Source organism: Brevundimonas intermedia (assembly GCF_027922165.1).
GTDB lineage: Bacteria > Pseudomonadota > Alphaproteobacteria > Caulobacterales > Caulobacteraceae > Brevundimonas > Brevundimonas intermedia.
This window is the reverse complement of the sequence record NZ_BSFD01000011.1, coordinates 734,677-757,071: the sequence shown is the minus strand read 5'-3', so window position 1 is coordinate 757,071 and position 22,395 is coordinate 734,677. Positions and strand designations below refer to the sequence as shown.

Sequence of the window (22,395 nt, the reverse complement as noted above, 5' to 3'; positions counted from 1 at the left end):
GGCGGCGTGGGATCTGACGGACCATACCATGGACTCTCAGTCGGTCTCGGCGTCAGCGTCCATCTGGTCCAGCGCCTGGCGAGCCAGGACGCGGGTCACTGGGCGGTGCAGGGCGTCTAGGCGGGCGACCACAGCCGCAGCCGTATCGGCCGACCGATCCAGGCGGCGGACCAGATAGTCGATTACATCCTCTGACGGCGTAATGCTGCGCTCGGCGAACCGGGCGCGCAATATGGCGGACAGAACCGCGTCGTCGGGCGCGTCGATCGCGACGGTGCGCACCGCGTCAAGGCGCGAGCGCAGGTCGGGCAGATCGGCCGACCAGGTCCTGGGCGGTGCGCGATCCACCAGCAGCAGGGCGCCGCCGCCCGCCTGGGCCAGGTTGATCATATGAAACAGACTCTCGTCGTCGGCGTCGCGCGCGCAGTCCAGCAGGATGGGACGACCCTCCAACTCCATCGGATCGACCAGGGCGGCTTCGACGCCGTTCAGCGGCACGGCGCCGACCCGTTCGGCCCAGTCGGCGGCGATCCGGCTCTTGCCCGAACCAGCGGGGCCGTACAGGGCCAAGACTGGGCCAGCGCCGTCGGGCCAGCGGGACAGGACCCGTATGGCTTTGGCGTTGCTGTCGGACGTCACGAAAGCCTCGCCCACGAGCGGGCGTTCCAGCGGCAGGCGCAGCTGTTCGGCGGTCGTTCGGATCAGGGCGCTCTGCGCGGACATGAGACTGTCATAGCAGAGCCTCGGACGAACCGCGTCACGCCGGACCTGTTGGTAGCGGGGAGGGACAGTCCCCACTGTGGATGAAATCAGGCGAACTCGACCAGGGCGGGGTTCAGCTTGCCCGCCTTGAACTCCGTGACCACGTACTCGGCCAGGCCGTGGACCTGGAAGGGATCGTCCTTCAGCAGGGTTTCCAGCTCTTCCTTCGTGCCCCCGCTGCGGACAACGAGTATGCCGCCGGTGCGCGGAACCATGGGGCCGGCGGCGATGATCAGGCCGCTGGCGACATGGATGTCCAGCCATTCGCGGTGCTCGACGGTCTTCGCCTCAATGGCCTCGATGGGCTGGGTGTAGGTGATGGTGACGATGAACATGGCGTGGCCTCGAACGGATGACTGGACCGCTATCGCGCGCGGAGGCGGGGTTTGCAACGGCTGAAACCTTGACTTTCCGGGGCGATGATGCGCCCTACGCCGCTTCGATTTCAGGCGCCTGAGGCGTCAGATTCCACCGCCAGATTTCCAGACGGTCTGTTCATGCACGCCTACCGCTCCCATACCTGCGGCGCTCTGCGCGCCTCCGACGCCGGTTCCACCGTCCGCCTGTCCGGCTGGGTGCACCGCAAGCGCGATCACGGCGGCCTGCTGTTCATCGATCTGCGCGATCACTACGGCCTGACGCAACTGGTGCTGCACCCGGAGACGCCGGGCTTCGCGGCGGTCGAGCGTTTGCGCGCCGAGAGCGTGATCAAGATCGACGGCGAGGTCGTCGCCCGGGACGCATCCGTGGTGAACCCCAACCTGCCGACCGGCGAGGTCGAAGTCCGCGTCCAGGGGGTCGAGGTTCTGTCGGAAGCCGCCGAACTGCCGATGCCGGTCTTCGGCGATCAGGAGTATCCTGAGGACATCCGCCTGGCCAACCGCTTCCTCGACCTGCGTCGCGAGCGGCTGCACAAGAACATTGTGCTGCGCTCCCGGGTCATCTCCTCGATCCGCCAGCGCATGGTCGCCCAGGGCTTCCTGGAGTACCAGACGCCGATCCTGACCGCCTCGTCGCCGGAGGGCGCGCGCGACTTCCTGGTGCCGTCGCGTCTGCACCCCGGCAAGTTCTATGCGCTGCCGCAAGCGCCGCAGCAGTTCAAGCAGCTGCTGATGGTCTCGGGCTTCGACCGCTATTTCCAGATCGCCCCCTGCTTCCGTGACGAGGACCTGCGCGCCGACCGTTCGCTGGAATTCTACCAGCTCGACGTCGAGATGAGCTTTGTGACCCAGGAAGACGTCTTCGCCGCCATCGAGCCGCTGATGCACGGCGTGTTCGAAGAGTTCGGCGAGGGCAAGCCGGTGTCGCCCATCGACGGCGCCCATGTCTTCACCAACGACTTCGGCGAGACGTTCGAGCACAAGGGCTTCGAGCGCCTGACCTACGCCCAGTCGATGGCCTGGTATGGTTCGGACAAGCCGGACCTGCGCAACCCGATCAAGATGCAGGTGGTGTCCGACCACTTCCGCGACGGCGGCTTCGGCCTGTTCGCCAAGATCCTGGGCGCGGACGAGAAGAACGCCGTCTGGGCCATCCCGGCGCCGACCGGCGGTTCGCGCGCCTTCTGCGATCGCATGAACTCCTGGGCGCAGGGCGAGGGCCAGCCGGGTCTGGGCTATATCTTCTGGTCGGACGACCAGGGCGCCTGGGGCGGTCCCATCGCCAAGAACCTGGGCCAGGAGCCCACCGAGGCCCTGATGTCGTCGCTGGGTCTGGGCCAGGGCGACGCTGCCTTCTTCGTCGCCGGCCTGCCGTCGGTCTTCGCCAAGTTCGCCGGCTTGGCCCGCACCCGCGTGGGCACGGAACTGAAGCTGGTCGACGAGAACCAGTTCAAATTCTGCTGGATCGTCGATTTCCCGATGTTCGAATGGTCGGAAGAAGAGAAGAAGGTCGATTTCAGCCACAACCCCTTCTCGATGCCGCAGGGCGGTCTGGAGGCCCTGGAGACCCAGGACCCGCTGACCATCCGCGCCTTCCAGTACGACATCGTCTGCAACGGCTATGAGCTGTGCTCGGGCGCGATCCGGAACCACAAGGCCGAGATCATGCTGAAGGCCTTCCAGATCGCCGGCTACGACGCCTCGGTGGTCGAGGAACAGTTCGGCGGCATGCTGAACGCCTTCCGCTACGGCGCGCCGCCGCACGGCGGCCTGGCTCCCGGCATCGACCGAATCGTCATGCTGCTGGCCGGCGAGACGGCCATCCGCGAAGTCATCGCCTTCCCGCTGAACCAGCAGGGCGAGGATCTGCTTATGAATGCTCCGACCGAGGCGGAAGAGCGCCAGCTGAAGGACGTCCACATCCGCACGGCCGTGCCGATCAAAGTGTAACGGGCTGACCGCTCTGAAGACGACAAAGGGGACGCCGCAAGGCGTCCCCTTTTTACTGCGAGTCGCGTCGGGGCGAGGCTTAGTTGTCGGCGTTGACGATGTGGCGCACGGCTGGCGGCGCGGGCGGGGTGCGGATCACGCGGATTGTCCCCCGGCAGGCCTGGGCCGTCAGGCGGCCGGGCAAGCGCGTGGAGCCGTCGCCGCAGGCTTCGCTGACCTGGTCCTGGGTCAGGTTGCGCGCGCTGGACAGGTCTGCGCCCCGGATGTCGGTGCGCCGCATCGAGGCGTCGCTGAAATCGGCCCGGGTGAAGGTCCCGCCCGTCAGGCGGGCGCCGTCCAGGCTGGCGTCGCGGAAGGAGGCGCTCGAGAAGTCGCCGCCGGACAGGTTGGAGGCGTTGATCTCTGCGTCGCTGAAGTCGGCTCCGACGGCGTGAACATTGGCCAGGGTGGCCCCGAACAGTTCGCTGCCCGAAAAGTCGGCGCCGGCCAGGGTCGCGCCGTTGAAATTCACTCCGTGCAGTTCGCCGCCCGACAGGTCGGCCCGCGACAGGTTGGCGCGGACGAAGGAAGAGCCTTGGGCCTCGGCGCCGCTCAACTGTGCGCCGGTGAAGTTGGCCGAGGTGAAATTGGCGCCGACGATCTCGACCCCTTCCATATTGGCCCGGCTGAAGTCGCTGCCGGTGAAGTTCGAGCCCACCATCTCGGCGCCGCGCAGATTGGCGCCGACCAGAGTTGCGTTCATGAAGCTGGCGCCGGTGAAGGTGGCGCCCGAGAGGTTGCGGCCGGACAGTTCGCACCGGTTGCAGGATCCGCCCAGCGAGACTGACCGAGCCACGTCGCGGTCCTGGACTGTCATCTCGACCCCGGCGAAGGCAGGCGGGGCGAGCATCAGGCCCGCCGCCGCGATCAGGGCGGCTTTCAATCGGATGGAGGTGGAGCGGGCGATCTGTTTCACGCAGTCTGAATGCCTCGAAACGTCGGGCGTACCTACTTAAATCGAGGTAATTTCGTTAAAACCACGCAAGGTGGAAGGCCGTCAGCAGGCCGGAATACGTAGGTTTCCCGACAGGATGGTCGAGGAGTCGCCGCAGGCGCGATTCAGTTGACCCTGGGTCAATCCGGTCGCCCGCGACAGGTCCGCCCCGGACAGGTTGGTTCCGATCAGTTTTGCGCCCGAGAAGTTCGCGCTCTGCAGATAAGCCCCAACGAAACTGGCGTTGGTCATGTCGGCGCCCGAGAAGTTGGAGCTGGAGAAGACCCCGCCGTAGGCCTCGACGTCGCGCAGGTCGGCGTTGGCGAAACGGGTGCGGTTCATCACGCTGAGGCTGAGGTCCGCCTGGCGTAGGCGCGCCCCGGCCAGGTTCATGCCGCGCGTCTCAAGACCGGAGAAGTCGCCCTGGAACAGGTTGCAGCCGGGGCAGGAGGCGCCGCGCTTCACGCTGGCGATCTGGCCGGCATTCTGCGCCAGAACAGGGGTTGCGGCGGTCGCCGACAAGGCGAAGGCGATGGAAAGGGCGGTCAGGCGGGACATGGGGGCGCTCCAGCGAAAACGTCGCGTGGCGGCAGCCTAGACCCCAGCCGTTAACTTAGCCCTGATCGCCGCCATGAACCGCCCGCGCGCCGCCACAGGTGTCGCAGACCCAGACACCGCCGCGATTCTGCAGGCTGAAGTCGCCGCAGGACGGGCAGGCGACCGCCTCGGTATTGGCGGCGATCTTCGGTTCAGGCTCGGCCTTCTTGCCGAAGGGCAGGACCACCAGATTGTCGGGGGCGGAGCCGCGGGCGAAACCCTTCGAGATGAACCGCGCGGCGGGCACGGCCTCTCCGCCCTCCGGCTTGCCGTGGCCCAGGCCGTCGGCGTTCAGCTCGTCGGGCCCGGCGTTGGCCAGTTCGTGGCGGTCCAGATAGGAAACGCCCAGCTCGCGGAAGATATAGTCGAGGATCGAGGTCGCCGAGCGAATGGAGTCATTGCCCGTCACCCGCCCCGCCGGCTCGAACCGGGTGAAGACAAAGGCGTCCACGAACTCGTCCAGCGGCACGCCGTATTGCAGGCCGATAGAGATGGCGATGGCGAAGTTGTTCATCAGGCTGCGGAAGGCGGCGCCTTCCTTGTGCATGTCGATGAAGATCTCGCCCAGTTCCCCGTCGTCGTATTCGCCGGTGTGGATATAGACCTTGTGCCCGCCCACGGCCGCCTTCTGGATATAGCCCTTGCGGCGGTCGGGCAGTTTGCGGCGGGCGCGGGCGCGTTCGACGACACGTTCGATCACCCGTTCCGGCGGCGGGACGGGGGCGGGGCGGGGCGTGTCTAAGCGCGGCGTCGCCTCCGCCTTCGGCAGGGTCAGCAAGGGACCGGCGGGGGGTGCGGCGCGACACAGGCGCACGGCGCGGCGTCCGTCGCCGGCGGCCAGGCTGAGCCGACGTGCGGCCTGGGCGGCGGTCGCGCGCCAGTCCAGGATTTCGACCGGGGCATAGGCCGCGTCGCTGAACGGTTCTAGCGCCTGACGCAGCGCTGCCTCGGCGGCCACGGGGTCGGTCAGGAGAGGGGCGACGGCGGACGGCGCCTCGGCCCAATCGCTCAGATCGCCGTGGCCGAAGACCCAGCGCGCGGCCTCCGCCTCGGCCTCTTCCGGCACGCCCAGCAGGTTGAGCAGCGGGCCGTCGCCGTCTTCCAGACCGAGGACGTCGCGGATGAAGCCAGGGTCCAGCACCGGGGCGGCGAAGACCGCGTCGAAGCTGTCGGCGTGGGCCAGGGCCTGTTCGATGGCGGCCAGTTCGATGTCGGTGAAGCCGAAGCTCCGCAGGGTGGTGTGATCGACACCGGGCGCCTCGACCAGGGTGCGACGCCCGAACAGTCGGCGCTCGGCGGCCTGGACGTCGCCGCCCGCGTAAGCCAGAGCGGCCGCAAGCCCGGGCGCCAACCGGCGGCCGATCAGGCCGTCCGCTGTCTGGTAAACATCGACCACGCAAGGTGCGCCCAGGCCCAGACGCAGTCGGGCCTCGGGGTCGTCGACGAACAGGCCGATGGCCGCATGACGGCGCGGGGTTCCGGGTTTGGCCATGGTCCTGGCCGCGACGGCGGCCAGCGGGTCTGGGTTAGCCTTCAGGCGCGCGTGGCGCAGCCTGTCTGCGTCGGCCGCCTGGCTCTTCAGCCCGTCCCACTCGGTGCAGGCGCCGCGCAGTTGCGCCAGTTCGGCGGACATCTGAGCGGCGACGGCGGCCGTCAGACCGGCGACCGCCTCGGCCCGGATGGACATATCCCCGCCGGTCGGCGCGAGCGCTGTTGAAAGACCTTCGAGACCCAGGACGATGGAGGTGTTCTCGGACTGGAGGTCGAGCGCTATGGTCCACAGGCGGACCAGATCGGGCAGGCGGTCGAAGGCCCCTTCGTCCAGCGCCGCGACGGCGGACAGGTCGAGCATGGCGCGACTGACGCCGCCCTCGGCCAGGAGGTCGGCCTCGCGTGGATCGAAGGTCAGGATCAGGCCGCCGTCCAGCGCCGCCTCGCCCGCCAGCAGGGTCTCGGGGGCGCCGGCGGCGGTTCGGGTGCGGTCGCCCAGGGCGATCAGGGGCAGGGTTTCGTGGAAGGGGCGCAGGGCCAAGGCGGGCCGCTCGCCGTCGATGGCGCGCAGGATGTCGGCGTCGGTCGCGCCGCGACGCCGCGCGGTGGCGGCCGCCCGCCCCAGGGCCGGGTTGCGCGACGGGTCGGCGCAGTCGCCTTCACGGCCTTCACACCGATCAACGGCGTCGGCGACGGCGGACAGGGCGTCGGCCAGGGCCTCGGCCGACTGGAGGGCCAGCCGTGCGGTCACTCGGTCGGCGCGGTGTTCAGCCAGGCGTTTAGACGCGGCCGGGTCGGCCAGATCGACGATCTCGGCCGCAGCCGTGGACGCCGTCGGCGAGGCCAGGCCAAGCTGGATTGTCGCCGCCAGTTCGGCGGCGAAGACATAGGCCTCGGCGCGATCCGCAAAGACGCCCTCGGCCAGACCACGGCCTGCCAGTCGTTCCGCCCAGGCGTCGATCCCGCCGTTCAGCCAGCCGCCGGTCGGCAGCAGCGAAGGGCTGAGGGATTCGGCCCAGTCCAGCCAGGCCTCGATCCGCGCATCGGACCAGGCGGCCGGCGCCAGAACCTCGTGAACCGCATCGGCGCGCTCCACCGTGCGGGTCTCCATTGAGACGCGTCGGGCCTGTTCGACGAAGCCGGATTGAAAGCGCATGGACAGCGTCTCCGCGAATGCTTCTGACTAGATTACGGTGTTCCGAGCGGTTGCGCCACTAGATGTGGTAGTTATCAACCGCTGAATCCCCGCCTTCCGTCCAAGTCTGTCGGCTCGACCGCAGGTGCGACGTGAGCGCGCAATCCAGCCGCAATCCGAAATAATTCACACAATGCCGATTGCGGGGCGCATTGCACCTGTGTCATGTAACCGATTACATTATTTATCGACAGACCTTCGATAAGGAGGCTGGCGCGATGACGCTCAGAGAGGAACACGTGGAAATCTCCAGCCCGTCAGGCCTGAACGGACATGCGCCGGCCGCCAAGGCCGCGACCATCCGTGACGTGGCGGAACGGGCGCAGGTGTCCGTCGCCTCGGTGTCGCGGGTGCTGAACGGCTCCGACGCCATCACCGAGACCACCCGCCGCCGAGTGCTCGATGCGGTGGAATATCTGCGCTACGTCCCCCATGTCGGCGCGCGCAGCCTGTCCACCAGCCGGACCGATACAATCGGCGTCATCCTGCCGGACCTGTACGGCGAGTTCTTCTCCGAACTGATACGCGGCATGGATCTGGCCGCACGGGCGCACGGCAAACACCTGATCGTGTCCAGCTCCCACGGCGACACCGAAGAGACTATGGCGGCGCTGCGCTCGATGCGGGGCCGGGTCGACGGGATGATCGTGCTTTCGCCTCATCTGCGCGCCGCCAATCTTGCCGCAGACGTGGCGGGCCGGACCCCGGTCCTGGTGATGAACGGCGGCCTGGACGAGGGCGGTCGGCCTTCGATCGCGGTGGACAACCACGGCGGCGCCGTGGCGGCGGTTCAGCATCTGGTCGCCACCGGTCGTCGCCGCATCGCCCATATCCGGGGCGCCGCCGGCAACCTGGAAGCCGACATCCGGGCCGAAGGCTACGCCAGCGCTCTGGACGGGCAGGATCCGATCATTGTCGAGGGCGACTTCACCCAGGCGGCCGGGCATCGCGCCGCCACCCGGCTGATGGCGCTGAGCCCCCGCCCGGACGCGGTGTTCGCGGCCAACGACATGATGGCCCTGGGCGCCATGTTGGCCTTCCAGGAGGCCGGCGTGCGCTGCCCCGAGGACGTGGCCGTGATCGGGTTCGACGACGTGCCGCTGGCGGCCCTGGTCCGGCCGACGCTGACCACGCTGAGAGTGAATATCGCGGAAATGGGTCGTCGGGGCGTCGAACGCCTCATCGGCCTGGTCCAGGCCGGCGCCAACGCCGATCCCGACACCGCTTGTGAAATCGTTCGACCGGCTCTGGTCGTGCGTCAATCCACCGCGGCGGCCTCAACCGCCGGGTCAAACCCCGATCGCACAGCGGCGTCGCCGTCGTGAATCGGGCCCATCAGGAGGGGATTTCAGGATGATCAAGTTCAATACGCGTAGCGCGGCCCTGGCCGCTGTATCCGCTTTCGCCATCACCGCAGGCTTCGCCGGTGCGGCGACGGCCCAGGTCGCGACCTCGACCATTCGGGGCAACATCACCGACGGCGCCCAGGTCGAAGCTAACGCCGCTGTCGTCGCCCGTGACGTCAACTCGGGCTTCACCAATCGCACCACGGCCAACGCTCAGGGCGGTTACACTCTGTCGGGTTTGCGTCCCGGCACCTATGAGGTGACCGTCACCACGGCGGACGGCGACACGGCCACCGACACCGTCAGCATCGGCGTCGGTCAGGTCGGCAACCTTGATCTGGTCATCGCGGACGCCGGCGCCGCAACCAACGTGGGCGAGATCGTCGTTGTGGGCCGTCGTTTGGTCGAGGTGCGCACGCCGGAAAACGCCACCAACGTCACGACGCAGCAGATCCAGACTCTGCCGCAGATCAACCGCAACTTCCTGAACTTCGCCGCTCTGGCACCGGGCGTGCGGGTCGGCACGAACGATGCGGAAGTTCAGATCACAGCCGGCGGACAACGTGCAGAATCTGTGAACGCCTTCATTGACGGCGCCAGTCTGAAGTCGAACATCATCGCAGGCGGCATCGTCGGTCAGGACGACAGCCGCGGCAACCCGTTCCCGCAGGCGGCGATTCAGGAGTTCCGGGTTGTCAGTCAGAACTTTAAGGCGGAATACGAACAGGCTTCTTCGGCGATCATCACTGCGGTCACCCGTTCGGGCACGAACGAATTCCACGGCGAAATCTTCGGCACCTACCGCAACCAGGATATGGTGACGCAGGATGTCTTCTCCGAGCGTCGCGGCGCTGAAAAGCCGGACCTGAGCGTGAAGCAGTACGGCGCGGCCCTGGGTGGTCCGATCATTCAGGATCGTCTGCACTTCTTCGGCAGCTATGAGCACAAGCAGGAAAATCGTGCGGCCAGCGTTACTCTGGGGCCGGTGGGCGCTCCCTATCAGCAACAGTTCGCCGAATATCTCGGCACCTTCGCTACGCCGTTCGAGGAAGACCTGTATTTCGGCAAGCTTAGCTTCCAACCGGCGGAAGGACACCTGATCGATCTGAGCGTCACCTATCGTGATGAGGGCGACGTCACAGGTGTAGGCGAATCCAACTCGTTCGAGCGCGCCACCGGCCTGCAGCAGACCACCAAGAGCGCAAACCTGCGCTACCAATGGCAGGGGCAGGGCTTCCTGAATGAGTTCGCAATCGACTACCGCAACTACAATTACAACCCAACGGCGGCCAATTTCGACACCCCCGGCGCGAGCTACCGGGTCTTCACCGGCAACTATGATCCCAATGGCGGCACGACGGTCCTGAATTTGGGCGGAGCCAATACCCGCCAGGACATCACGGATGAAGCTGTGACCATTCGGAACGATCTGACCTTCAACGAGGTCGAGTTCAATGGCTTCCACACTATCAAGCTGGGTGTGAAGTTCTCGAATCAGGACTACCATGTCGAGAAGGAATTCGGTCGCAATCCTCAGTTCTTCTACGACCTGAACGGGACGGCCAGCGGCGATGCTTCGGTGCCTTACCGCGTACAGCTGGGCAACGCCTTCCCGACCGTGGATCTGACCAACAAGGTCTATGGCCTCTACATCCAGGACGACTGGCGGATCACCGACAAGCTGGAGCTCAACCTCGGTATCCGCTGGGATTACGAGGATAACGCCAGCAATCCCGACTATGTGACGCCTCAGTCCGTCGTTGACGGCCTTAACCAGTGGATCGCCTCCACCGATGGCGGCAAGGCGGCCGGCTATGCTCCGAGCTGGTTCAACATCGACGACTATATCTCGACAGGCGATAACCGTGATCCGTTCGCCAACGCCTTCCAGCCGCGGATTGGCTTCTCTTACGATGTCTTTGGTGATCGCGGCACGGTCATCTTCGGTGGAGCTGGCCGCTACTATGATCGGGTGAACTTCAACTTCGCTTTCGACGAGATCGCCAAGCCGTTCGACAACTCTAAGAACGCCTTCTTCACGACCACGCCTGGCGCGGTTCAGGACGGCAGCTCGGCCAATCCATTCCTGTGGAATCCGTCCTACATGACGGCGGCGGGGCTGGATCCGCTTCTGGCCGGCATTCCGGCCAAGGGCGAAGCCTTCCTGCTCAAGAACGACTATGAGCCGCCGCGCACGGACCAGTTCAACCTTGGCGTTCGTCAACGGATTGGCGATTGGCAGACCGAGTTCACCCTGGCCTACGGCAAGACCCAGAACGAGTTCACTTGGCAGTATCTGAACCGCTGCCGCGAGCCGAACTACGGTAACGACGGCGACGGCTTCGGCGATAACGGCGGGTTCTGCGGACCGGGCGCGGCCAATCCGTATCGCAGCTATCTGGTGTCGGATCATAGCAAGGAACGTGAGTTCACGGCCCTCTACGTCAAGTTGGATAAGCCCTATACTCGGGACTCCGGCTGGGGTGTGAACATCGCCTACACCTTATCGGACTCCCAGCAGAACGGCGGCAATGACAACTTCTGCTTCGACTGTTTCTCGGTCGAGAGTTCACCTATGCGGAATTCTGCTGACAACGAACGGCACCGGATCGTAGCCAATGGCATCGTCGATTTGCCGTTGGACTTCCAACTGTCGGGCATTCTGACGCTGGGCTCGGGTACGCCGTTCAACGTGTTCGATGGAACGGGTTCGAGGTTCTATTTCCGTCCCTACGGCGGTTATCCTGATAAGGAGAACTTCTTCATTCCGAATGCCTTCGCCTATCGGAATCTGGATCTTCGCCTGACGAAAAACTTCCCGGTCGGAGAAGGAAGCGAGCTGCAACTCTACGTCGATGCAATCAATATCTTCGATTTCAAGAACTACAGCGGCTTCAACGGCGATGCGGGTACGCCCAACTTCGGCAACCCGAGCAGCGTGCTCTTCCCGACGCGGACGTTCCAGATCGGCGCCCGCTACGCCTTCTAACTCCCCCTGAGCCTGGGCCGCCTTCCGCTTGCGCGGGGGGCGGCCTTCTTCTTGATACAGACCCAGTGAGCGTGCCCATGAACCGCCGAAACTTCCTGATGCGAACCACGGCAGGGGCTGCGGCCCTGGCGGTCGGCGGCATGGTCGCAGGCCAGGCGGCGGCGCAGCAGGCGGTCACGGGCGCAGTCAACGGGACCGAACGCCGGCCCCTGCGGCTGGACCGCGAGATCAACGAGCTTCAGGAACGCACCTTCCGCTGGTTCGAGAAGGTCACGGACCGGCGCACCGGCCTGACGCCGGATCGCTGGCCCACCCCGTCCTTCTGCTCCATCGCCGCGGTCGGGTTCGCCCTGACCTGCTGGCCCATCGGCGTTGAACGCCGCTGGATGAGCCGGGACGAGGCGCGCGAACGCACCCTGACCACCGTCCGCTATTTCCACAGCCTGCCCCAGGGGCCTGAGGCGACGGGCACGGCAGGCCACAAGGGCTTCTTCTACCATTTCCTCGAGATGGAGACCGGTCTCCGCTACCGGACCAACGAGCTGTCCACCGTCGATACGGCCCTGCTGATCGCCGGCATGCTGTTCTCCGCCCGCTATTTCGACGGCGACCATCCGGACGAGGTCGAGATCCGAAGCCGGGTCCAGGCCCTGTACGAGCGGATCGAATGGGACTGGGCCGTTATCCGCGACAACCGCATCACCATGGGCTGGCATCCAGAGAGCGGCTTCATCCGCTCGGACTGGCACGTCTACAACGAGGGCATGCTGCTGCTGCTGCTCGCCATCGGCAGCCCGACCCATCCCGTCTCGGTCAATGTCTGGCACGAATGGGCCGCCAGCTATGACGAGAGCTGGACCGACCGCTGGGGCAGCTGGCACCTGAATTTCGCGCCGATCTTCGGCCACCAGTACAGCCATATGTACATCGACTTCCGCGGCATCCAGGACGCCTGGATGCGGGGGCAGACGGCGCAGATGGGCGAACACCTGGACTATTTCGAAAACAGCCGCCGCGCCGTCTACGCCCAGCAGAAATACGCCCACGACAATCCGGGCCAGTGGGCCGGCTATTCGTCCGAGACCTGGGGCCTGACGGCCTGCGACGGGCCGGGCGATTTCAAACAGACGATCAACGGCGTCGAGCGCGAGTTCTTCAGCTATTCGGCGCGCGGGCCCGGCGACCGGGACGACGGCACCATCGCCCCCACGGCGGCGGCCAGCTCCATCGCCTTCGCGCCCGAGATCGTCATCCCCTGCATCAAGGCGATGAAGAGCCGGTTTGGCGCGGGGATCTATACCGAGTGGGGCTTCCTCGACAGCTTCAACCCGACCCTGACGGTCCGCGACGGGCCGTTGCAGCACGGCAAGATCGTTGACGGGATCGGCTGGGTCGCCGACGACTATCTGGGCATCGACCAAGGCCCCATCGTCTGCATGACCGAGAACCACAGGTCGGACTTCATCTGGCGCTATATGCGCGGCGAGCCCAACATCCGCCGGGCCCTGGACAAGGCCGGATTCACCGGCGGCTGGCTGACCGCATGAGGCCTGGCCCGCACAGACGGGGCGCTCTGGCGCTGCTGGCGGGCGGCGCGGCGGCGGCCTGTACGCCGCGTCGTGAGGGCGAGACGGTGCTGCGCTTCTGGGCCATGGGCAACGAAGGCGGGACGGTGGGCCAGTTGATGCCCGAGTTCGAGCGGCGCAATCCCGGCGTCCGGGTCGAGGTCCAGCCCCTGCCGTGGACCGCGGCGCACGAGAAGCTACTGACGGCCTATGCCGGCGCCTCGCTGCCGGACGTCAGCCAGATCGGCAACACCTGGGTCGCGGAGCTGACCGCCATCGGCGCCCTGTCGCCGACCCCGCCCGAAGCCGCCGACCTGCTGACCGACCAGTTCCCGGCGGTGCTGGAGACCAACCAGATCGCCGGCCGGGCCATGACCACCCCCTGGTATGTGGACACCCGGCTGCTGTTCTATCGCAAGGATCTGCTGGCCCGCGCCGGCTTCGACGCGCCGCCGCAGGACTGGGCCGAATGGAAGCGGGCCATGCACGGGGTCAAGCGGGCGGCGGGCGGCGACAACTACGCCATCCTGCTGCCGCTGAACGAGTTCGAGCAACTGCTGACCTTCGGGCTTCAGATCGAAGAGCCGCTGTTGCGCGACCGCAATACGCGGGGCAACTTCTCCAACCCCGGGTTCGTCGCAGCCCTGGCCTTCTATCGCAGCCTGTTCGCCGAACAGCTGGCGCCCCTGGCCTCGGCGGCGCAGATCTCGAACGTCTGGACCGAGTTCGCGCGCGGCTATTTCAGCTTCTATTTCTCCGGCCCTTGGAGCGTCGGCGATTTCCGCAGCCGCCTGCCGGCGGCGTTCCAGCCGAACTGGGCCACGGCCGGGGTGCCGGGACCGAACGGCCTGGGCGCCTCGGCGCCGGGCGGGTCCAGCCTGGCGGTGTTCAAGTCCTCGCCGCATCAGGATGCAGCCTGGGCCCTGGTCCGTTATCTGTCCGAACCGGCCGTCCAGGCCCGGTTCAACACCATCGTCGGCGACCTGCCGGCGCGCCAGAGCGCCTGGGACATCGCCCAGGTCGAGCGCGACCCGATGCTGGCGCCCTTCCGCGGCCAGTTGGAGCGAGCCAAGGCCGTGCCCAAGGTGCCGGAATGGGAACGGATCGTGACGGAGATGCAGATCGTCGCCGAACGGATGGTGCGCGGCGAATATGCCCCCGAGACTGCGGCCGCCGAGATCGACCGCCGGGCCGACCGGTTGCTGGAGAAGCGCCGCTGGATGATGGAACAGGGCAGGGCCGTATGACCATCGCCGATCCGACCTTGGCCCGCGTGAAACCGGCGCGCGGACGCGGCGCGCGGGAACGGGCGGCATGGGGCTTCGTCGCCCCGGCGATGATCGCCATTGGCCTCTTCTTCGCCCTTCCGGTGATCGCGGCCCTGCTGCTCAGCCTGACCGACTTCGACATCTACGCCCTGGCGAACCTGGACAATCTGCGTTTCGTCGGCCTGCAGAATTACGAGCGGCTGATGACCAATCCGCTGTTTTGGGGGGCGATGAAGAACACCCTGACCTTCGCCGTCCTGGGCGTGCCCCTGTCCATCGCGGCCTCGCTGGCGGCGGCGGTGATCCTGAATGCGCGGGTGGTGAAGTGGCGGCCGATCTGGCGGGTCATGTTCTTCGCCCCCTATGTCACCACCCTGGTCGCCACGGCCGTGGTGTGGCGCTATCTGCTGCACACCCGCTATGGGGTCATCAACTGGGGGCTGGAGAGCATCGGCCTGCCGGCGGTGGACTGGCTGGGCCAGCCCTCGACCTCGATCCCCGCCATCCTGATGTTCGTGGTCTGGAAGATCTTCGGCTACAATATGCTGATCTTCCTGGCCGTGCTTCAGACCGTGCCGGACGATCTGTACGAAGCCGCCCGCATCGACGGCGCCGGGCCGTGGAAACAGTTCCGCCATGTCACCCTGCCGGCCATCGCGCCGACCATGCTGCTGGTCTCGATCATCTCGGTCGCCAGCTTCTTCCAGCTGTTCGCCGAACCCTATGTGATGACCCAAGGCGGCCCGGCCCAGAGCACGGTGACGGTGCTCTACTTCATGTACGAAGAGGGCTTCAAATGGTGGAACCTGGGCTCCGCCAGCGCGGTCGCCTTCGTCCTGTTCCTGTGCATCCTGGCCATCACCCTGGTGCAGCTGGCCGTGGCCAAGCGGGTGGGGGCGTACCAATGAAAATCCGCTCCATCCTCCTCAACCTCGCCGTTGCGCTCATCGCGCTCATCGTCCTGTTCCCGCTGGTCTGGATGGCGTCCGTCAGCTTCATGCCCACCGGCGAAGCCGCGACCTTCCCGCCGCCGCTGGTTCCGTCGCGCTGGACGCTGGAGCACTATCAGGACCTGTTCCTGAACCAGGGCATGGGCCGGTATCTGTGGAACAGTTTCGCCCTGGCGACCCTGGCGACGATCCTGGCGCTCAGCTTCACCGTCCCGGCCGGCTACGCCTTCGCCAAGTTGAAGTTCGCCGGGCGCGAGCGGCTGTTCCAGTTCCTGGTCGCCGCCCTGGTGGTGCCGGCCCAGATCGGCACCTTGCCGCTGTTCTTGATGCTGAAGGGGATGGGGCTGGTGAACACCTATGCCGGGGCGCTGGTGCCTTGGCTGGCCTCGATCTTCGGTCTGTTCCTGGTGCGCCAGTATGCGCTGAGCATTCCCGACGAGATGCTGGAGGCCGCCCGCATAGACGGCGCCAGCGAGGGCCAGATCTTCCGCCGCATCGTCCTGCCGACGCTGCAGCCGATCATCGTCACCCTGGGTCTGTTCGTCTTCCTGGGCAGCTGGAACGACTTCCTGTGGCCGCTGATCGTCCTGACGGACCAGTCGAACTACACCCTGCCGGTCGCCCTGGCGGCCCTGTCGCGCGAACATGTGCAGGATGTGGAACTGATGATGGCGGGCGCCGTCGTCACGGTCGCGCCTGTCTTGATCCTCTTCCTGGCCCTGCAACGCTACTACATCCGCGGCATGCTCGCGGGCAGCGTGAAGGGGTAAATTTCTCGTCTCTCAACGCCGTCATCCTCGCCCTTGTGGCGAGGATCCAGACTCCCGGTGCGGCCGCCCTATGCACCCCGTCGAACACCGGGAGTCTGGATCCTCGGGACAAGCCCGAGGATGACGCGGAGAGGGAAAGCTGGAGTAATCCGAATGCGTATCTCGACCTCCGCCCTGACCTCCGCCCTCGCACTTAGCGCCGCCCTCATGGCCGCCCCCGCCGTCGCGCAGGACACGCGCGTTCTCGACGCCATGGACGACGCCTCGCGGTGGCAGGCCAGCGCCTCGACCGACGTTCACGCCGTCGTCTCCGCCATCGCTGGGCATGATGGGCAGGCGGTCCGGCTCGACTACGATTTCGACGGCAAGGCGGGCTATGCGGTGCTCAGCCGTCCGCTGCCGTTCGACCTACCCGACAATTACGAGATCAGCTTCTGGGTGCGCGGCGCCGGGCCGGCCAACACCTTTGAGGTCAAGCTGACCGACGCCTCGGCCGACAATGTCTGGTGGAAGCAGACGGCACGCTACGACTTCCCCGACGGCTGGACGAAGTTCGTGATCAAGCGCCGCCAGGTGTCCAAGGCCTGGGGCCCCAGCCCGGAGACGGTGTTGCGCCGCGCCGAACGGGTCGAGTTTGTCGTGGTGGCGGCCGAGGGCGGCAAGGGGGCGGTCGAGATCGACCAACTGAGCCTTCGCGTCCTGCCGGTCGATCCCGCCGTGCCGCCGCAGCCGGTCGCTGCAGACGAACGGGCGGAGACGACCGCCGCCAACGCCGTCGATCTGGACCCGAAGACGGCCTGGACCTCCCCGGTGGGCGAACCGTCGGCCCTGACCCTGGACCTGGGATACGAGCGCGAGTTCGGCGGTCTGACCCTGCGCTGGGGCGAGCGGGGGGCGGCGGCGGACTATCGGATTTCGGCCTCGACCGTCGGGCGCGACTGGCGGGACCTGGCGACAGTTCAGGGCGGGAACGGCGGCGTCGACTGGCTGCGCACGCCCGAGGCGACGGCGCGCTGGCTGCGGCTTGAGCCGTTGCAGCCCGTTCCGGCGCCCGACGTGGTCGGATCCTCTGGCGCGGGCCAGCGGCTCGGCGCCGCGCCGGCGACGACCTATGCGCTGAACGAGATCGAGGTCGAACCCCTGGCCTTCGGCGAGGACGCCACGGCCTTCGTCGAGGCGGTGGCCAAGGAGAACCGGCGCGGCCTCTATCCACGCGGCTTCTTCGGGGAACAGCCCTACTGGACCCTGGTCGGCGTCGACGGGGGCGGGGAGAGCGGTCTGATCGGCGAGGACGGCGCCATCGAACTGCGCCGGGCGGGCCCGAGTATCGAACCCTTCGTGGTCGACAACGGGCGGCTGGTCACCTGGGCTGACGTCGATATCGAACAGGGGCTGAGGGACGACGACCTGCCCATACCGTCCGTGACCTGGACCGCCGACGACTGGACGTTGAAGATCACCGGCTTCGCCGACGGCGCGCCGGACCAGGCGCGTCTGTGGGGCCGCTATGACCTGACCAACACCTCCAACCGGCCGCGTCGCCTGACCCTGGCCCTGACGGCGCGGCCGTTCCAGGTGAACGGACCGGTGCAGTTCCTGGCCATTCCGGGCGGGGTGGCGCCGGTCGATCGGATCGCCTGGGACGGCGCGAGCCTGACGCTGAACGACGACATCCGGGTCCAGCCCCTGACCGCGCCGGACGCCGTGGCGGCCTCGAGCTTCGACGCAGGGGCTGATCCTCAATCATTGATTTTGCCGACGGCGCGACGCCCCGTGGACGAGCCGGTCGCCGTCTCCGACGCCACGGACCTGCCGGCCGGCGCCCTGCTGTATGAGGTGACGCTTCAGCCCGGCGAGACACGCACCTTCGGCTTCCTGTCGCCGCTGGCGGGCGATCCGCCGCAGCCTCAGGCGGGGCAGGGCGTCGCCGCTCTGGATCAGGCGGAGCAGGCGCTGGCGGCGGAGTGGCGCGAGAAGCTGGACCGGGTGGACCTGATCTTGCCGCCCGCCGCCCAGCGGATCGAGGACGCGCTGAAGTCGTCCCTGGCCCATATGCTGATGTCGCGTCAGGGGCCCATCCTGCAACCCGGCACCCGCAGCTACAACCGCTCCTGGATCCGCGACGGCGCCATGATGGCCGAGGGGCTGAACCGGCTGGGCATGGCCGAGCATTCCGCCGACTATCTGCGCTGGTACGCCCCCTATGTGTTCGACAACGGCAAGGTCCCCTGCTGCGTCGATGCGCGGGGCGCCGATCCGGTGCCCGAGAACGACAGCCACGGCGAGTTCGTCTTCCTGGCCGCCGAGACCTATCGCTACACCGGCGACGAGGCCCTGCTGCGCCAGGTCTGGCCCCAGGTCCAGAAGGCCGTCGCCTATATGGACGAACTGCGCGCCTCCACCCGCACCGCCGCCTTCCAGACTCCCGACCAGAGCCACCTGTACGGGCTGTTGCCGCCGACGATCAGCCACGAGGGCTATTCGGACAAGGCGGCCTATTCCTACTGGGACGATTTCTGGGGCCTGCTGGGCTACAAGGACGCGGTCTTCATCGCCCAGACCCTGGGCGATGCCGAGGCCGCCGCCCGCTATGCTGCGGCGCGGGATCAGTTCTCCGCCGACATCCGCGCCTCCATCGTCGCGACGGCCCAGCATCACGACATCGACTGGATCGCAGGCGCCGCCGACCGGGGCGATTTCGACGCCACCTCGACCACCATCGCCCTGTCGCCGTCGGGCGAGCAGGATAATCTTCCGCCCGAACTGATGGCGCGAACCTTCGACCGCTATTGGGAAAACGTCCAGAACCGGCTGACCAATCACACGGCGTGGAAGGACTATACCCCCTACGAATGGCGGCTGGTCGGCGCCTATGTGCGGCTGGGTCAGAAGGACCGGGCCTTGGCGGTGCTGGACTTCCTGATGGCCGACCGCCGGCCTGAGGCCTGGAACGGCTGGGCCGAGGTGGTGGGGCGCGACAAGCGCGAGCCCCGCTTCATCGGCGACATGCCGCACGCCTGGATCAGTTCCGACTATATCCGCTCGGCCCTGGACCTGTTCGCCTACGAACGCGACCGGGACCACGCCCTGGTGCTGGCGGCGGGCGTGCCTGAGGCCTGGCTGGACACCAAAGAGGGCGTGGGGGTGCGGGACCTGCGCACGGCCTATGGGGCGCTGACCTACGCCTATCGCAAACAGGGTTCGGCCTATGTGCTGACCTTGGGCCAGGGGGCGACGCCGCCGGGCGGGTTTGTGCTGCAATGGCCGGCGGGCGCGGGGCGGCCTGAGCGGATCCGCATCGACGGGCGAGCCGCACAATGGTCCGGCGACGAGCTCGCGATACCCGTGGGGGCAAGGCGGATCACCCTCAACTGATCCCTTCTCCCCTTGCGGGAGAAGGTGGCCCGCAGGGCCGGATAAGGGGTTGCTCCGTCTTCAATGGAAAAGGGCCGGTCATGCACTGACCGACCCCTCATCCGACCTCGCTTCGCTCGGCCACCTTCTCCCGCAAGGGGAGAAGGAAGTCAGTCTTCCGCCTTCGCCTTGGCGCTCTTCTTCGCCGGCGCCTTCTTGGCCGTCGGCTTCTTCGCAGCCGCAGCCTTCTTGGGCGCAGCCGCCTTCTTGGCCGCTGGGGCCTTCTTCTTCGGCGCCGCGCCGGCCTTGGCGGCCAGCAGGGGCAGGGCGTCTTCCAGGGTCAGGTCTTCGGGCGCCGTGCCCTTGGGCAGGGTGGCGTTGATCTTGCCCGACTTGACGTAGGGCCCGAAGCGTCCGGCCATGACGTGGATCGGCTCACCCGTCTCCGGGTGGGCGCCCAGGTCCTTCAGCGGGGCCGTGGCGGCGCCGCGACCCGGACGGCCGGCGCGCTTCTCGGCCAGCAGGGCGACGGCGCGGTTCAGGCCGACCTCGAACACCTCGTCGATGTCCGAGACGTTCGCATAGGTGCCAGCGTGCAGGACGAAGGGTCCGTAACGGCCCAGGCCCGCCGTGATCATCTTGCCGTCCTCGGGGTGAACCCCGACCTCGCGCGGCAGGGCCAGCAGGCGCAGAGCCTGGTCCAGCGTCAGCGAGGCGGGGGACCAGCCCTTGGGCAGGGACGAGCGTTTGGGCTTTTCACCCTCGGGCGGCGTGATTTCGACATAGGGGCCGAAACGACCGATCTTCAACTGCACCGGCTGGCCGGTCTCGGGATCCATGCCCAGTTCGCGGTCGCCGCTTTCCGCCGAACCGTCTTCAGCCGACGGGCTGGCGACGGGCCGGGTATATTTGCAGTCGGGATAGCGGGCGCAGCCGATGAAGGCGCCGAACCGGCTGGTCTTCAGGCTGAGCTGGCCCTGGTGGCATAGCGGGCATTCGCGCGGGTCGGACCCGTCTTCCTTGGCCGGGAAGATATGGGCGCCCAGGGACTCGTTCAGGGCGTCGAGAATGGCCGTGGTGCGCAGTTCGCCGGCGGCCTGGGTCGCGGCGTGGAAGTCTGCCCAGAACTCGCGCAGCAGCACCTTCCAGTCCAGTTGACCGGCCGACACCTCGTCCAGACGGGTCTCCAGCGCGGCGGTGAAATCGTATTCGACCCACTTGGCGAAGAACTGTTCCAGGAAGGCCGTGACCAGCCGTCCTTTGTCCTCGGGATAGAAGCGGTTCTTGTCCACCCGCACATATTCGCGGTCGCGCAGGGTCGACAGGGTCGAGGCGTAGGTCGACGGCCGGCCGATGCCCAGTTCTTCCAGCTTCTTGACCAGGGTGGCTTCCGAATAGCGCGGGGGCGGTTCGGTGAAATGCTGGTCGGTGCGGATGGCGTCGACCTTGGCCTTGGCGCCTTCCTTCAGCGCAGGCAGGCGGCTGGTGTCGTCGCCCTCGTCCTCTTCCGCGCCCTTCTGCTTCTCGTCGCGGCCTTCCTCATAGACGGCCAGGAAGCCGTCGAAGGTCACCACCTGGCCGGTGGCGCGTAAGGCTGTCAGGCCGTCCGGGGTTTCGATATCGACCGTGGTGCGGTCCATGCGGGCCGCCTCCATCTGCGAGGCGACCATCCGCTTCCAGATCAGCTCGTACAGACGCTGAAGATCGGATTCGAGGCGCAGGCTGTCGGGATGGCGGGCGATGTTGGTCGGCCGGATCGCTTCGTGCGCTTCCTGAGCATTCTTGGCCTTGGTCTTGTAATAGCGCGGTTCCTGCGGAACGAAGGCCGGGCCGAATTCCTTGGCGATGACCTCGCGCGCCTGGGCGATGCCCTCGGGCGTGGTCTGGACGCCGTCGGTCCGCATATAGGTGATCAGACCGCCGGTCTCGTCCACGCCCTCATACAGTTTCTGCGCTGCCTGCATGGTGCGCTGGGCGCTGAAGCCCAGCTTGCGCGAGGCTTCCTGTTGCAGGGTCGAGGTGGTGAAGGGCGGGGCCGGGTTGCGGCGCACCGGCTTCTTCTCGACCGAGTTGATGGTGAAGTCGCCGGCGTCGATGGCCGCACGCGCAGCGGCGGCGGTCGCCTCGTCCTTGATGTCCAGACGCTGGACCCGCTTGCCGGCGTGCTTGACCAGCCGGGCGGTGAAGGGCGGGCTGTCGGCGTTCAGGTCGGCCTCGATGGACCAGTATTCCTGCGCCTTGAACTTCTCGATCTCCATCTCGCGATCGACGACGATGCGAAGCGCGACGGATTGAACCCGGCCGGCCGAGCGCGCGCCCGGCAGCTTGCGCCACAGGACGGGCGACAGGGTGAAACCGACCAGATAGTCGAGGGCGCGGCGGGCCAGATAGGCCTCGACCAACTCCATGTCGATCTGACGCGGATTGGCCATGGCTTCCAGCACGGCGGATTTGGTGATGGCGTTGAAGGTCACGCGTTCGACGTGCGTGTCCTTCAGCGCCTTCTTCTTGTTCAGCACTTCCAGCACGTGCCAGCTGATGGCTTCCCCTTCGCGGTCAGGGTCGGTCGCCAGGATGACGCGGTCGGCGCGCTTGGCGGCCTCGGCGATTTCGGACAGCCGCTTGGCGCCCTTGGCGTCGGCCTCCCAGTGCATGGAGAAGTCGTCGTCGGGCAGGACCGACCCATCCTTGGATGGCAGGTCGCGGACGTGGCCGTAAGACGCCAGAACCTCATAGCCGGAGCCGAGGTATTTATTGATGGTCTTGGCCTTTGCGGGGCTCTCGACGATAACGAGGTTCATGCGT

14 protein-coding genes are annotated in these 22,395 nt (G+C 66.9%); 8 read left to right on the top strand and 6 right to left on the bottom strand.

The window, feature by feature from the left end; genetic code table 11:
- Positions 1–36 precede the first annotated feature (36 nt).
- Together PKE72_RS17080 and PKE72_RS17075 are read right to left on the bottom strand one after the other, a co-directional pair.
- Positions 37–723 carry a P-loop NTPase family protein gene (locus PKE72_RS17080; protein WP_271166555.1) on the bottom strand — a complete coding sequence of 229 codons (687 nt, stop codon included), beginning with the start codon at positions 721–723 and terminating at the stop codon, positions 37–39.
- Positions 724–809: 86 nt separating this feature from the next.
- Positions 810–1,097 (bottom strand): YciI family protein, encoded by a 288-nt coding sequence (locus PKE72_RS17075; protein WP_271166554.1) that lies wholly within the window; start codon positions 1,095–1,097, stop codon positions 810–812.
- Between the two features lie 162 nt (positions 1,098–1,259).
- On the opposite strand from PKE72_RS17075, the gene aspS reads away from it, so the two are divergent.
- Positions 1,260–3,092, top strand: a complete 1,833-nt coding sequence (gene aspS / locus PKE72_RS17070) for an aspartate--tRNA ligase (RefSeq protein ID WP_271166553.1) — start codon at positions 1,260–1,262, stop codon at positions 3,090–3,092.
- A gap of 79 nt (positions 3,093–3,171) precedes the next feature.
- Here aspS and PKE72_RS17065 read toward each other — a convergent pair whose 3' ends face one another.
- The 3 genes from PKE72_RS17065 to PKE72_RS17055 form a co-directional block, all read right to left on the bottom strand.
- On the bottom strand, positions 3,172–4,047 hold the full coding sequence (locus PKE72_RS17065; RefSeq protein ID WP_271166552.1) for a pentapeptide repeat-containing protein: 876 nt from the start codon (positions 4,045–4,047) through the stop codon (positions 3,172–3,174).
- 81 nt (positions 4,048–4,128) lie between these two features.
- Entirely contained in the window at positions 4,129–4,623 is a 495-nt protein-coding gene (locus PKE72_RS17060; RefSeq protein WP_271166551.1) for a pentapeptide repeat-containing protein, read from the bottom strand.
- Positions 4,624–4,678: 55 nt separating this feature from the next.
- Positions 4,679–7,309, bottom strand: a complete 2,631-nt coding sequence (locus PKE72_RS17055; protein ID WP_271166550.1) for a TSCPD domain-containing protein — start codon at positions 7,307–7,309, stop codon at positions 4,679–4,681.
- Between the two features lie 257 nt (positions 7,310–7,566).
- On the opposite strand from PKE72_RS17055, the gene PKE72_RS17050 reads away from it, so the two are divergent.
- The 7 genes from PKE72_RS17050 to PKE72_RS17020 all read left to right on the top strand — a co-directional run bounded on the left by PKE72_RS17050 (position 7,567) and on the right by PKE72_RS17020 (position 19,611).
- A complete protein-coding gene (locus tag PKE72_RS17050; RefSeq protein WP_271166549.1) occupies positions 7,567–8,673 on the top strand; it encodes a LacI family DNA-binding transcriptional regulator in 1,107 nt (368 codons plus the stop codon).
- Positions 8,674–8,701: 28 nt separating this feature from the next.
- Complete coding sequence (locus PKE72_RS17045) at positions 8,702–11,683, top strand: TonB-dependent receptor (RefSeq protein ID WP_271166548.1); 2,982 nt, start codon at positions 8,702–8,704, stop codon at positions 11,681–11,683.
- Positions 11,684–11,760: 77 nt separating this feature from the next.
- Positions 11,761–13,230: a glucoamylase family protein gene (locus PKE72_RS17040; protein ID WP_271166547.1), complete on the top strand. Its 1,470-nt coding sequence runs from the start codon at positions 11,761–11,763 to the stop codon at positions 13,228–13,230.
- Entirely contained in the window at positions 13,227–14,495 is a 1,269-nt protein-coding gene (locus tag PKE72_RS17035) for a sugar ABC transporter substrate-binding protein (protein WP_271166546.1), read from the top strand. The genes PKE72_RS17040 and PKE72_RS17035 overlap by 4 nt, the downstream gene beginning before the upstream one ends.
- Positions 14,492–15,424 (top strand): carbohydrate ABC transporter permease, encoded by a 933-nt coding sequence (locus PKE72_RS17030; RefSeq protein WP_271166545.1) that lies wholly within the window; start codon positions 14,492–14,494, stop codon positions 15,422–15,424. The genes PKE72_RS17035 and PKE72_RS17030 overlap by 4 nt, the downstream gene beginning before the upstream one ends.
- On the top strand, positions 15,421–16,236 hold the full coding sequence (locus PKE72_RS17025; protein WP_271166544.1) for a carbohydrate ABC transporter permease: 816 nt from the start codon (positions 15,421–15,423) through the stop codon (positions 16,234–16,236). The genes PKE72_RS17030 and PKE72_RS17025 overlap by 4 nt, the downstream gene beginning before the upstream one ends.
- A 153-nt stretch (positions 16,237–16,389) precedes the next feature.
- On the top strand, positions 16,390–19,611 hold the full coding sequence (locus PKE72_RS17020; protein ID WP_271166543.1) for a discoidin domain-containing protein: 3,222 nt from the start codon (positions 16,390–16,392) through the stop codon (positions 19,609–19,611).
- Between the two features lie 149 nt (positions 19,612–19,760).
- Here the strand turns inward: PKE72_RS17020 and topA are convergent, their stop codons facing one another.
- Positions 19,761–22,391, bottom strand: a complete 2,631-nt coding sequence (topA, locus tag PKE72_RS17015; RefSeq protein WP_271166542.1) for a type I DNA topoisomerase — start codon at positions 22,389–22,391, stop codon at positions 19,761–19,763.
- Positions 22,392–22,395: the final 4 nt, after the last annotated feature.